Genomic DNA, 12,876 nt, shown 5'->3' on the forward strand with positions numbered 1-12,876 from the left:
CTTCGATTATTCATGATCTCTGTTGATCCCTCCTTGCGCAATCTGATCGTCGCAAAGGACATTCTGCTGACGCCCTACGGCGTCGACGAGAGCCTGCTCACGCGCACGATCGCCGACATCTTCACGCATCGCGTCGACTACGCGGACCTGTACTTCCAGGCACGCCGCAGCGAAGCATGGCGCCTCGAGGAAGGCATCGTCAAATCGGGCAGCTTCAGCATCGATCAGGGCGTCGGCGTGCGCGCGGTCGCGGACGACCGCACCGCGTTCGCGTTTTCCGACGACCTCTCGCCCGCGGCGATCGCGCAGGCGGCCGCGGCCACCAAGGCGATCGCGGCGGCCGGCGGCGGCATGCAGAAGGTGACGGCGGACGCTTCGCTGAAGAGCGTGACGGGTCACGACCTGTATCTGCCGTCCGATCCGCTCGCGTCGCTCGACGCGACGGCCAAGGTCAAGCTGCTCGAGCGCATCGAGCAGATGGCGCGCGGCCGCGACCCGCGCGTCACGCAGGTGATGGCGGGCCTCACCGGCGAATACGACGTCGTGCTGGTCGCGCGCAGCGACGGCGCGCTCGCGGCCGACATCCGCCCGCTCGTGCGTGTGTCGGTCACGGTGATCGCCGAGCAGAACGGCCGCCGCGAGAGCGGCTCCGGCGGCGGCGGCGGCCGCTTCGACTACGGTTACTTCACCGACGACGTGCTGTCGCGCTACGTCGATGACGCGGTGCACGCGGCGCTCGTAAACCTCGACGCGCGCCCCGCGCCCGCCGGCACGATGACCGTCGTGCTCGGGGCCGGCTGGCCCGGGATTCTGTTGCACGAAGCGATCGGCCACGGCCTCGAGGGCGACTTCAACCGCAAGGGCTCGTCGGCGTTCGCCGGCCGCATCGGCGAGCGAGTCGCCGCGAAGGGCGTGACGGTGGTCGATGACGGCACGGTGCCGAACCGCCGCGGCTCGCTCAACGTCGACGACGAAGGCAACCCGACGCAGCGCACGACGCTGATCGAGGACGGCATCCTGACGGGCTACATCCAGGACACGCTGAATGCGCGCCTGATGAAGATGTCCGTCACCGGCAATGCGCGGCGCGAGTCGTACGCGGCGCTGCCGATGCCGCGCATGACCAACACGTACATGCTGAACGGCGACACGGATCCGCAGGAAATCATCGCGTCGGTGAAGAACGGCTTGTATGCGGTCAATTTCTCCGGCGGCCAGGTCGACATCACGAGCGGCAAGTTCGTGTTCTCGGCATCCGAGGCGTACATGATCGAGAACGGCAAGATCACCTACCCGGTGAAGGGCGCGACGCTGCTCGGCAGCGGCCCGGAATCGCTGAAGTACGTGAGCATGATCGGCAATGACCTGTCGCTCGACAAGGGTGTCGGCACGTGCAGCAAGGAAGGCCAGGGCGTGCCGGTTGGTGTCGGCCAGCCCACACTGCGGCTGGACGAGGTCACGGTCGGCGGAACGCATTAAGCCAGGATCGATGCGGCTCGCTTCGACGGACTTTCGCGCCCGATCAATGTACGAATAAAGACATGCTCACTGCCACCACGCAAGCGGACCCGAAGGACTACAGTCTCAACGGCCGCTTCTTTCGACGTTTCATCGACATATCCCGCCCCTACTGGACGAGAGCCGGCGCATCGCGCTCATGGCTGGCGCTCGGCATCTTCATCGCGTTCTCGCTGTTCGAGATCCTGCTTGGCGGCAAGGTCTCGATCCTGACCCGGCAGATGAGTGACGCGCTGGTGGGGCGCCACGAGCTGTCTTACTGGCGCCTGTTCCTGCTCGTGACATCGATCGGCCTGGTCATCAACAACGGCATCCTCAGTCAGTTCTTCGATTTCGTCTACACCCGGCTCGCCATCCACTGGCGCGCATGGATGACGAATGACCTGATGTCGCGATATCTGGGGGCCCGAACGTACTACCGGATCGAACAGGATGGCGACGTCGACAACGTCGACCAGCGCATTCAGCAGGAAACGGGGCCGTTCTGCAACATGGCGGCGATGTTGCCGCGCATCGCCATCTACTCGGCCGGCACGTTGGGCATCCAGGGCTTGCTGCTTCGTCAGATTTCCCCGCTCTTGTTCTACGGCGTCATTGCCTACGGCATCGTTTCCGCCGTGGTGACGTGGCTGCTGTACCGGCCGCTCATTCGCCTGAATTTCGACTTGACCGTTTCCGAGGCCGAGCTTCGCTTCGGTATCCTGCATGTCAGGAGCAATGGCGAGACGGTCGCGCTTTACCGCGGCGAATCCGCCGAGGCGCGCAGCGTGGCGCGTCGGCTGGACAAGGTCGTGGACATCGCGAGGGGCACGGCGCGCTACGCCTTCATCATGCGGTCGACCGAGTCGCTGGTCGGTGTCGTCTGGACGCTGTTGCCGGTCGTCATCCTCGTGCCGCTCTACTTCAGCGGCAAGATCAGTTTCGGCGTGGTGACGCAAGGAACGGCGTCGGCAACGCTGCTGCTTCAGGGCATCCAGCGCGTGACGACGTTCATGCCGATATTCGCGTCCGCCGCGCCCCATGTGGTGCGGCTTGCCCAGATCGTCGAAAAGGCGGATGCGGTGAACGCAGCCCGTGCCGATCGCGCGGAAACCATCGCGTATCAGGAAGGCAACGCGATTCAACTGACGCGTCTTACGCTCCAGACGCCTGGCCGCGAGCGCACGCTGCTGCGAGGATTGAGCCTGGCAATCGGCTGGGGCGAGCACTTGCTGATCATGGGGCAAACCGGCGTCGGCAAGAGTTCGTTGCTGCGTGCCGTGGCGGGACTGTGGCGAACGGGCAGCGGAACGATCACGATGCCGCCGCCGCAGGATGTGTTGTTCCTGCCGCAACGTCCGTACATGCTGCTGGGAAGCCTGCGCGAGCAGATCCTGTACCCGGAGACGGAAAGCACGCATACCGATCAACAGCTCCAGGCCTTGCTGGAGCAGGTCAATCTGCCGGATCTCGCCCGCAGGCATGGGGGATTCAATACGGTGATCGATTGGTCGAGAGTGCTGTCGTTGGGAGAGCAGCAGCGGATCGGCTTCGCACGCGCACTGGCTGCGCGCGCCCGTTACGTGTTTCTCGACGAGGCAACGAGCGCTGTCGACCTGGCCACCGAGCAAGCGCTGTATCGGGCACTCGCGCTGGCCGGTGCAACGTACGTCAGCGTCGGCCACCGCGATTCGCTGCTGGCGTACCACCGGAATGTACTCCGGCTTCAGGCGGAGGGCGCGTGGCAATTGCTGACGGCGGAGCAGATGCAACGAGAAACCGATCGCGTGAAGAATGAAGACGCCGCGTGACGGGCGATTCGGCAACCCTTCGCGGGCGCCATTCCAAACACAAACGAACGTTCATGAATCAACCTCTACCTGACATGACGCCGGCGGCGGCTCGCATTGCGCGACTGCGCGGCGCGATGATCCGCGAGGGGACTGCCGCGTATCTCGTGCCGTCCGCCGACCCTCACCTGTCCGAGTACCTGCCCGAACGCTGGCAGGCGCGCCGCTGGCTGTCCGGTTTCACGGGCTCGGTCGGCACGTTGGTCGTCACCGCGGATTTCGCGGGCCTGTGGGTCGACAGCCGCTACTGGGTGCAGGCCGAGGCCGAGCTCGCCGGCACCGGTGTACAGCTGATGAAGATGACGGGCGGTCAGCAAAGCGCGCCGCACGTCGAGTGGCTCGCGCAGAACGTGCCGACCGGCGCGACGGTCGGCGTCGACGGCGCGGTGCTCGTGGTCGCGGCGGCCCGCGCGCTGACGGGGGCGTTGAACGCGCGCGGCATCGCGCTGCGCACCGATCTCGACCTGCTCGATGCGATCTGGCCCGAGCGACCGGGGCTGCCCGGCGACGCGGTATTCGAGCACGTCGCGCCGCAGGCCGACACGGGCCGCGCGAGCAAGCTGGCCGAAGTGCGTCGCGCGATGCGCGCGCAGGGCGCGCAATGGCATTTCGTGTCGACGCTCGACGATCTTGCGTGGCTGTTCAACCTGCGCGGCACCGACGTCGACTTCAACCCCGTGTTCGTCGCGTACGCGATGATCGGCAGCGATCGCGCGACACTGTTCGTCGCCGACGGCAAGATCTCGCCGGCACTGGCCGCGGCACTCGCGCAGGACGGCGTCGAGGTTCGCCCGTACGATGCCGCGCGCGCCGCGCTCGCGGCGCTGCCCGACGGCGCGACGCTGCTGATCGACCCGCGCCGCATGACGTTCGGCACGCTCGAGGCGGTGCCGGCCGGCGTGAAGCTGATCGAGGCCGTGAACCCGTCGACCTTGGCGAAGTCGCGCAAGACGGCCGCCGAGATCGAGTGCGTGCGCGTGACGATGGAACACGACGGCGCCGCGCTCGCCGAATTCTTCGCATGGTTCGAGCAGGCGGTGAACCGCGAGACGATCACCGAGTTGACGATCGACGAGCAGCTCACGGCCGCGCGCGCACGGCGCTCCGGCTACGTGCAGCCGAGCTTCGCGACGATCGCCGGCTTCAATGCGAACGGCGCGATGCCGCACTACCGAGCGACGCCGGCTTCGCACGCGACGATCGCCGGCGACGGCCTGCTGCTTGTCGATTCGGGCGGCCAGTACACGACCGGCACGACCGACATCACGCGTGTCGTGCCGGTCGGCACGATCAGCTACCTGCAGCGCCGCGATTTCACGATCGTGCTGAAGTCGATGATTGCGCTGTCGCGCGCCCGCTTTCCGCGCGGGATCCGCTCGCCGATGCTCGACGCGATCGCGCGTGCGCCGATGTGGGCGGCCGGGCTCGACTACGGTCACGGTACGGGTCACGGCGTCGGCTACTTCCTGAACGTGCACGAGGGCCCGCAAGTCATCTCGCACTCCGCGCCGGCCGAGCCGCATACGGCGATGGAGGAAGGGATGATCACGTCGATCGAGCCGGGCGTGTACCGGCCCGGCAAATGGGGCATCCGGATCGAGAACCTGGTCGTGAACCGCGAGGGCGAGCAGACGGAATTCGGCGATTTCCTCGCATTCGAGACGCTGACGCTGTGCCCGATCGACACGCGCTGCGTGCTGATCGACCTGCTGCACGACGACGAGCGCGCGTGGCTGAACGCATATCACGCGACGGTGCGCGAGTGCGTCGGCGGGCACGTGAGCGGTGACGCGAAGGCATGGCTGGACGCGCGTACGCAGCCTGTCTGACGAAGCCAGCCGGTTCAACACAAGAGGGAGCGTCACGTCACCGACGGTGACGTGTGACGACACGTCGCAATGAACACGAGACAGTGGAACATGGAAGCCAACCTGAACATGCAATCGAATGAATTTCTGCATACGCAAGACGAATTCAACCAATATGCGGCCGACGTCCTGGCGCACGCCAAGGCTATCGGTGCGACCAGTGCGATGACAAGGATCGCGGAAGGCAGCGGCTTCTCCGTATCTGTTCGGCGTGGTGCAACCAATACCATCGAACACAAGCATAGCAAGGGCGCCAGCGTCATCGTCTATGTCGGCAACAAGCAGGGTACGGCAACCACGTCCGATTTGTCCCCGGCTGCCCTGAAAGATGCGGTCGCTGCCGCCTACCATATTGCCAGCGCCACGGCCGAGGATGCGGCAACCGGGCTTGCCGACGACGACCAGCTCGAACATGCGCCGCGCGATCTCGACCTTTACCACCCGTGGCCGCTGTCGATCGACGGAGCGCTGGAGCTCGCGCGCCGGGCCGAGGACGCTGCGTTTTCGGTGAGCCCGCAGATCCAGAATTCGGAGGGGGCGAGCGTCGATACGATGAACGGACACTTCGTGCTCGCCGCGTCGAACGGGTTTCAGGGCGGCTACGCGTCGTCGAATCACTCGATATCATGCAAACCGCTGGCGGGAAGCGGCAGTCATATGCAGATGGAATCCTGGTACACGTCGGAGCGGCGGCCCCAGGATCTGGCGTCGCCCGAATTCGTGGGGCGTTACGCAGCCGAGCGCGCCATTGCGCGTCTGCAGCCGCGCCCCTTCGAGACCAGAAAGGTTCCCGTTCTGGTGGAGGCGCGGTTGGCGGCGGGATTGCTGATGAATTTCGTCCAGGCGGCGAGCGGCAGCGCGCTGTTCGCGAAAGCGTCTTTCCTGGTCGACAGTCTCGGGAAGGAGATCTTCGCGCCGCACATCCGGATCGACGAGGATCCGCATGTACCGGCCGCGATGGGCAGTGCGCCGTTCGATGGCGAGGGTGTGAGAACACGGAAGCGTCGCGTGGTGCACGACGGTGTGATCGAAGGCTACTTCTTGTCGTCATACGCGGCAAGAAAGCTCGGCATGCAAACGACCGGCAACGCGCACGGCCCGCACGGTCTGTCGTTGCGCAGCACGGCAACCCTGCCGGGCGACGATCTCGACGGCATGCTCGAGCGACTCGGGACGGGGCTGCTGCTCACGTCGATGATCGGACAAGGCATCAATTTGGTGACCGGAGACTATTCGCGAGGTGCCGCCGGGTTCTGGGTCGAGAACGGCAAGATCCAGTACCCGGTGGAAGGCATTACGGTCGCCAGCACGCTGCAGCAGATGTTCAGGAACATCGTTGCGGTGGGAAGCGATACGTTCACGGCTGGCGCGTTGAAGTCGGGCTCGGTGTTGATCGAAGAAATGACCGTGGCCGGACGATGAGCGGTTTCGTCGAGATCGCGGCGGCTCGCAGGGCGTTGCATGGACGATTGCAGAATGGCCTTTCCGTGCTGCGTGGAAGGGGGATAGCCTTCGTCCGGCAATTTCCTGGACGGTGAACCATGCGTGACTTCCATAGCCGGGCTCGCCAATCCAGTCTGAGGAAACGCGCTCGAAAGATCGATTGCATGCCGCTTCCCCGGCATGTCAGGGATAGTCTGGCGCTCGAATATCATCTGCAGCTCGAAGCACTGAAGGCGGGCGTTGGGACGTTGACGTCGCTGCAATTGCTGACAAGAGTGGCACTGGCCGCCGAGATGCTGCGATCGTTGGGGTATGGCGCAGCGGAAACGCGGGGGTTCCATGAGTACGAGGCCGCTGCATGGAATGCGCTTCAGGCTGGGCGGGATGGCGAGATCCAGTTCGATGAGGACAGCTATCGGTTATTCGCCGAGCTGGTGACGAGCCATGATGACCAACTGGCTCGCGCGCCCGTGAGCGCGATCGAGGCCGTCGCGAATCGACTGGAATCGGCCTGTAGCCGGGCGTGACACTGCACGGCCGTCTTTTGGAAGTTGACCATGCAGAAGACATTTTCAATAAGAAATAAATTTATATTGGGGATCTCGCGATGGCAAATATAAATCATTGGATTTTTGCTATTTTATGTTCTTTGTTTTTGGTCGGTTGCAATGGAGATGGTCCGGCAGCTGAAAATTCCACATTGTCGACTTCAAATAAGGCAGCTACTGTATTTGCGGGATCTAAACAATATGGTTCGGTTGACAGTTCTGGAGTCGCGGCGTCATTTAATAGCCCGGTCAATTTGGCCGTCGATACAATGGGAAGTCTCTACGTCGCCGATGCCGGCAACAATAAAATCCGGAAGGTTGCGGCGAGTGGCGTTGTAACGACGGTCGCCGGATCAGGGCAACCCGGTTCGACCGATGGTGCGGGTATGGGGGCGACCTTTGACCATCCATCCGGTGTCGCCGTCGATGCAGGAGGTGCTCTGTACGTTGCGGACACAGCCAGCAATAAGATTCGGAAGATTTCTCCAGCAGGTCTCGTGACAACGCTTGCAGGATCTGGGCAATCAGGTTCGACCGATGGTCTTGGGGGGAATGCGTCGTTCAATCATCCGACGGGAATCGCTGTCGATGGAGCCGGTTCACTCTACGTAGCGGACACGGAAAACAACCTGATCCGCAAGATTACTGCAACAGGTCTTGTGACGACTCTTGCCGGATCCGGGCAAAGAGGTTCGACCGATGGTCTCAGTGGGAATGCGTTATTCAACCATCCCATGGGTATCGTCGTCGACGGAGCGGGTTCAATTTACGTGGCGGACACGGAAAACAGCCTGATCCGCAAGATTACGGCAGCAGGTCTTGTAACGACGCTTGTCGGATCTGGGCACACAGGCTCAGCCGATGGCCTCGGGCGGAATGCGTCGTTCAACCATCCCATGGGTATCGCCGCCGACGCAGCCGATATACTGTATGTAGCGGACACGGAAAGCAACCTGATCCGCAGGATTACGGCAGCAGGTCTTGTGACGACGCTTACCGAGTCTGGGCAGTCAGGCTCGACAGATGGTCTCGGAGCGAATGCTTCGTTCAATCATCCCATGGGTATTGCGATTAATTCATCTGGGATTGCCTATATTACTGAATATGATGAAAATATAATCTACTCGATTAATCTTGGAAGGGGGCGCGCCAAAATCAATTCCAAGAGATTTAATTCATTCCAGATTGATTGCCAGCAGGTCAAGCAAAGCTGCATAGCTCAATGCAGCGAAACAGCTTTGCCGACTCCGGATTATGGATTTGCGTTTTGGAATTGCATGACAAGCTGTATGGATGAGAAAGGATTTTTGTATGGGGTTGATTGCTAGGGGTGAACAATGATTGCCGATCTTGAAACTGCCAGAAAGATAAACGAGTTGATGCTTTCGATGGGGGCATCGTTGAATGAATCAGTATTTCTTGTTGTTGATAACTGCTCGGATGATGATGCTAAGAAATACAAGCTGATGATTGGTAATGTCATGAGTGGCTTGTACGACATACTGGCGCAAATTTATATCGATCACCCAACCCTCAAGCCAAAAGGGTTATTATAGGCATGTCGTTATACACAACGTCCTCGTTGTTAGGGAAACTCTGCGCAATTCGCACCCGTCTTGTGCTTGCAGTGAATCGTCGAGCAGGAGAGCATGTAGCGCATGAAACACGCTGACCTTGGGGCATTGTTGCAAAAATCGGGCGAGCCAGCGGCCGGCTGACGTTTACCCACAACAGCCGGTCCGGCACCCCTTTTAACAATTCGGGGTCCTGTGTAGATTCTCGATTTTTGGCTGCGAGAAGATGCGCAGGGAAAAGGGCAAGACGTGCGAGCCGAAGGCGCGCTATCGTGTCAGGAACTGGTCGACCTGCAACGCCGGCCTGATCAACCGAGGTAACGTCACGATGTGGATCGATGCAGCCGCCCTTGCGGGCATACCCGACACCGAGCCGACCCGCGGCCGTCCGCGTCTGTACAGCGACGCACTGATCCAGGCGCGGTCACCCGCGTGAGTTCGGCCTTCAATCGCCGCGCCTCGGCACTCTGGTCTAGTTCCACCTGCCGCACGACATCTGGCTTATCGAACTTCGCTCGCCAGGCATATAGGCTGTGCGTCGTAATGCCCAAACGCTGGGCCACATCTGCAACCGAATGACCACGCTCGGTGACTTGCTTGACTGCTTCGATCTTGAACTCATCTGAACCGCCCCGGGAATCATGGAGGCTGGTTGGTTTAAGTTGATGCGGGTTCAGTGGTAGCTGTTTCAAGTTGCCGATAGTCGTTTGCCTCAGCTTCGGCGGGCGGGATATAGCCGAGGGGTTCCATCAACCGATGACGATTGAACCAAGCCACCCACTGCAGCGTTGCCAGTTCAACGGATTCTCGCGTTTTCCAGGTGCGGCGATGAATCAGTTCAGCCTTGTACAGGCCGTTGATCGTTTCAGCCAGGGCGTTGTCATAGCTGTCGCCCCGGCTGCCGACCGACGATTCGATGCCCGCTTCGGCCAGCCGTTCGCTGTAGCGAATGCTGACGTATTGGGACCCTCTATCCGAATGATGTATCAAGGTTCCGTCGTCGCCCGGGCGCCGCGCGTAAAGCGCCTGTTCAAGTGCATCCAGGACGAAGTCCGTGGTCATCGAACTGCTGATGCGCCAGCCGACGATACGGCGAGCGAACACATCGATCACGAAAGCCATATACAGCCAGCCCTGCCACGTCGAAACGCAGGTGAAAGCCGAAACCCAGAGCGGGTTCGGCCGTGCCGCCTTGAACTGGCGATTGACCCGATCCAGCGGGCGCAGGGCTATGGCATCAGGAACAGTCGTGCGAACACGCTTGCCTCGCATCACGCCGCGCAAACCCAGTTGCTTCATCAACCGTTCGACCGTGCAGCGCGCCACCGCGATACGCTCCCGGTTCATCTGCTTCCAGACTTTATCCGCACCGTAGACCTGCATGTTGGCCTGCCACACACGCTTGATATCCGGCCGCAGACGTTCATTGCGGATTGCGCGAACAGAGCGCCGCGACGGATCACGAAGCTGCGCGGCATGGCGTCGGTAACCCGACGGGGCAATCCGCAAGACCTTGCAGATCGGCTCGACCCCGAAGGGGTCGCGATGCTGATCGATGAATGCCTTCAGGACTTGAAACGGCGGTCGAGCTCCGCCTGGGCGAAAAACGCGCTCGCGACCTTGAGAATCTCGTTGGCACGACGCAACTCCTTGACTTCGCGCTCCAAGGCCTTGAGGCGCTCGCGCTCGTCTGTGGTCACGCCATCGCGCTCACCGTGGTCGACCTGGTCACGCTTGACCCACTCGTGCAGCGTCTGCGGTGTGCAGCCGATCATCGGCGCAATCGATTCGATCGCCGCCCACATCGACGGATGTTCGCTACGCTGCTCGCGTTCCAGGCGCAACGCGCGCTCTCGGACTTCCGGGGAAAACTTACTTGGCTTCTTGTTCATGGCTCCATTCTCTCAAGAGTTGGAGCCTCCACAAAATCCGGGGCGGTTCAGACAGGAGGTTTTCGCTCAGCACGCCCGCCTTGAAAGTCGCGCCGGTTTCATGAAACGATGGACTTCCCGTGATGTTTTCTAGAGCCGATCACCGGCGCGGTTCAGTTTGGCCAACATCCGAATCGGTGCAACAGATCCGACTGACGAGCGCATCGACGGGTGTCTGTTACTTGCCCGAATCCGGCCATCGCCAAACGGGTCGGTCGAGCTTGTGCTGCCCGAGAATCGTCGTCTCAGAGAATGCCTTTTCCAGGGTGATCTGGCTGAACTCCGTGTCCTCTTCAAGCGCTGACGCCAGCCGTGTCGAATGGGAAACGACCCAGATTTGAGAATACATCGCCGCCTGCCGAATGAGTCGGCCCAGCGCGGGAATGAGATCGGGATGAAGGCTCGCCTCGGGTTCATTGAGGACCATCAACTCGGGCGGCCGCGCAGTCAGCAAGGCTGCACACAACAGCAGATATCGCAGCGTGCCATCGGAAAGCTCGGCAGCCTTGAGCGGGCGGAACAGGCCGTCCTGTCGAAACACGAGCGAAAACAATCCGTCCCGCTCCGTTTCAATTTCGACATGCGCGCCGGGAAAGGCATCGGACACTGCATCGTCGAGTGCCTGATGATCACCGACTTCGAGAATCGTCTGCCACGCCGCAGCGAGATCGCGCCCGTCATGATGGAGAACGGGAGTACGGGTTCCCACATGCGACCGCCGTGCCGGCGCATCCACATCAATTCGAAAATGATCGTAGAAGCGCCAGCGGCGCATCACTTCCCTGACTTCGAATACCTCCGGACTGCTCCGATCGTTGCCGATTTGCGAGAAGAGGCTCTCATAACGGGGCAAGCTGTGTGTTACGGTATCCCAACCGTCGTCCGACCGGCGGTGCACGACATTACCGTCCCGATCAATCAGCATGTTCGAGGACCGAAGGAATGCGCCACTCCAAATCGCTTCGCGCTTGAATTCGGGGTCCAGCTTGAACGCCGAAGGCGATTCGGATGATTCCTGGGCAAGACCCATGGACACCGCGTAGCCGAATGTCATGCCGCCGAAGCCCAGCTTCAGGCGCGGCGCGGGCGTTCCTTTGGCCGGTCTTTGCAGCGGGATCTCACCACGTCGCATCGCCCCCGAGCGGTCCTCCGGCCCTGCCCATACGACCGACTGCAAGCCGCCCTCGGAGGCCAACGGCGCCACGATTCCATCCTGCGCTGTGCTGGCGAGCAACCGCAATGCACGATAAAGATTCGATTTGCCGCTGCCATTCGCTCCAGTGATCAAGTTGAGCCTCGACAACGGGATGACGAGTTCCTTGATCGAGCGGTAGTTGTTGATTGCCAGGGTCTCCAGCATGGTCGAGCGCAGTATCCGGTTTGGGTCGAATGCGGGATGGGGCATGACGCCTCGAACGCATTTGATATTGACGGCGTGTCGCGTGCAGGCCTGAGCGAGTTGAGGCGTCTTCGGTCACAGGTGCGCTTGCAAAACAAATCGATCTCGTGGTCTCTAAATTATTTCTCTATCGAAGATCGTCGGTTGCTCTTCGCTGATGTGAGAGGAAGTTTCACGGCTGGTGACGGCCAGCGCTTCCCCGACCCGCATACGGAACAAAGGATTCGTATGACACTAAAGACGAACGAGCGAAGGATTTAGTACCGTCTCTTTTTTATGTATTTTATATATAGGTATGGTTGTTTAAATAGAAAATATAGATCGTTGATGTGCTGACGAGAAACCGCTTGCATCCGCGCTAAATCGGAAGCCCCTGAGCAAGGCGATGTGCTGCGGTGTAGTGAATCATCCAATCGGCGAAAGCATCGAGGGCGATGCCGCACGCCAGACCATTCAGGAATCTGCCTCGACGCCACTTGCAGCAAGAGGGTTATAACTTCTTGCCTGTGCGGAGGCATCGAACGGCGGCCCTCACGAATCGGAAATCCCTTGCACGTTGGGTCGGTCATTTGACCGATGTGCACCGGTCAAATGTTTTGCGATTCTTCAATGACGGAGAAGATGGCGTAGACACTATGACTTGTAGCGTACGGGAAGGGAAAAACGGCGTGGCCGCGACTGCCACCCAGGAATGGGCGCCAAGGGCGCCGCGACCTGACGAAACGAGGGCATATAAATCCAAGGTCGAGCGTTCGACTCCTGCACC

Annotated in this window: 9 protein-coding genes, 2 pseudogenes and 1 other annotated feature; of the genes and pseudogenes, 8 read left to right on the forward strand and 3 right to left on the reverse strand. The window is 61.1% G+C overall.

Annotated elements, in window-relative coordinates; all coding sequences use genetic code 11:
* The first annotated feature begins 12 nt into the window (after positions 1-12).
* The 8 genes and pseudogenes from tldD to LGM56_RS17165 all read left to right on the forward strand — a co-directional run.
* Positions 13-1,479, forward strand: coding sequence for a metalloprotease TldD (gene tldD / locus LGM56_RS17130; protein ID WP_226205919.1), 1,467 nt, complete (start codon positions 13-15; stop codon positions 1,477-1,479).
* Positions 1,480-1,541: 62 nt separating this feature from the next.
* Complete coding sequence (locus tag LGM56_RS17135) at positions 1,542-3,308, forward strand: ABC transporter ATP-binding protein/permease (protein ID WP_226205921.1); 1,767 nt, start codon at positions 1,542-1,544, stop codon at positions 3,306-3,308.
* Between the two features lie 53 nt (positions 3,309-3,361).
* Positions 3,362-5,176, forward strand: coding sequence for an aminopeptidase P family protein (locus LGM56_RS17140; RefSeq protein ID WP_226205923.1), 1,815 nt, complete (start codon positions 3,362-3,364; stop codon positions 5,174-5,176).
* A 90-nt stretch (positions 5,177-5,266) separates the two neighbouring features.
* Positions 5,267-6,637: a metallopeptidase TldD-related protein gene (locus tag LGM56_RS17145; protein WP_226205924.1), complete on the forward strand. Its 1,371-nt coding sequence runs from the start codon at positions 5,267-5,269 to the stop codon at positions 6,635-6,637.
* 185 nt (positions 6,638-6,822) lie between these two features.
* On the forward strand, positions 6,823-7,185 hold the full coding sequence (locus LGM56_RS17150; protein ID WP_226205926.1) for a Fis family transcriptional regulator: 363 nt from the start codon (positions 6,823-6,825) through the stop codon (positions 7,183-7,185).
* 80 nt (positions 7,186-7,265) lie between these two features.
* The gene (locus tag LGM56_RS17155; protein WP_226205928.1) at positions 7,266-8,534 is read left to right on the forward strand and encodes an NHL repeat-containing protein; all 1,269 of its coding nucleotides are present in this window, start codon (positions 7,266-7,268) and stop codon (positions 8,532-8,534) included.
* Between the two features lie 9 nt (positions 8,535-8,543).
* Positions 8,544-8,762 (forward strand): hypothetical protein, encoded by a 219-nt coding sequence (locus LGM56_RS17160; protein ID WP_143060042.1) that lies wholly within the window; start codon positions 8,544-8,546, stop codon positions 8,760-8,762.
* Positions 8,763-9,006: 244 nt separating this feature from the next.
* Positions 9,007-9,201: pseudogene (locus tag LGM56_RS17165) on the forward strand (IS5/IS1182 family transposase); the annotation flags it as partial.
* Between the two features lies 1 nt (position 9,202).
* On the opposite strand, the pseudogene LGM56_RS17170 reads toward LGM56_RS17165, so the two are convergent.
* The 3 genes and pseudogenes from LGM56_RS17170 to LGM56_RS17180 all read right to left on the reverse strand — a co-directional run.
* Positions 9,203-9,457 (reverse strand): annotated as a pseudogene (locus LGM56_RS17170) (transposase); the annotation flags it as partial.
* Positions 9,438-10,672, reverse strand: a protein-coding gene (locus LGM56_RS17175) for an IS3 family transposase (RefSeq protein ID WP_226205929.1) whose coding sequence is annotated in 2 segments (ribosomal slippage) — positions 9,438-10,381 and positions 10,381-10,672 — 1,236 coding nt in all. Because the reading frame shifts where the segments join, the coding sequence is not laid out codon by codon here. The pseudogene LGM56_RS17170 and the gene LGM56_RS17175, both read right to left, overlap by 20 nt.
* Positions 10,275-10,391, reverse strand: a sequence feature (AL1L pseudoknot). (Overlaps the previous gene by 117 nt.)
* Before the next feature lie 217 nt (positions 10,673-10,889).
* Positions 10,890-12,116: an AAA family ATPase gene (locus LGM56_RS17180; protein ID WP_226205930.1), complete on the reverse strand. Its 1,227-nt coding sequence runs from the start codon at positions 12,114-12,116 to the stop codon at positions 10,890-10,892.
* Positions 12,117-12,876 lie beyond the last annotated feature (760 nt).

This window comes from Burkholderia sp. AU38729 (assembly GCF_020419725.1).
Taxonomy (GTDB): Bacteria; Pseudomonadota; Gammaproteobacteria; order Burkholderiales; family Burkholderiaceae; genus Burkholderia.

Coding starts and splice junctions, on each gene's coding strand:
- LGM56_RS17180 (WP_226205930.1), bottom strand. CDS start 12,116: ATGCCCCATCCCGCATTCGACCCAAACCGGATACTGCGCTCGACCATG.
- tldD (WP_226205919.1), top strand. CDS start 13: ATGATCTCTGTTGATCCCTCCTTGCGCAATCTGATCGTCGCAAAGGAC.
- LGM56_RS17155 (WP_226205928.1), top strand. CDS start 7,266: ATGGCAAATATAAATCATTGGATTTTTGCTATTTTATGTTCTTTGTTT.
- LGM56_RS17135 (WP_226205921.1), top strand. CDS start 1,542: ATGCTCACTGCCACCACGCAAGCGGACCCGAAGGACTACAGTCTCAAC.
- LGM56_RS17140 (WP_226205923.1), top strand. CDS start 3,362: ATGAATCAACCTCTACCTGACATGACGCCGGCGGCGGCTCGCATTGCG.
- LGM56_RS17145 (WP_226205924.1), top strand. CDS start 5,267: ATGGAAGCCAACCTGAACATGCAATCGAATGAATTTCTGCATACGCAA.
- LGM56_RS17160 (WP_143060042.1), top strand. CDS start 8,544: ATGATTGCCGATCTTGAAACTGCCAGAAAGATAAACGAGTTGATGCTT.
- LGM56_RS17150 (WP_226205926.1), top strand. CDS start 6,823: ATGCCGCTTCCCCGGCATGTCAGGGATAGTCTGGCGCTCGAATATCAT.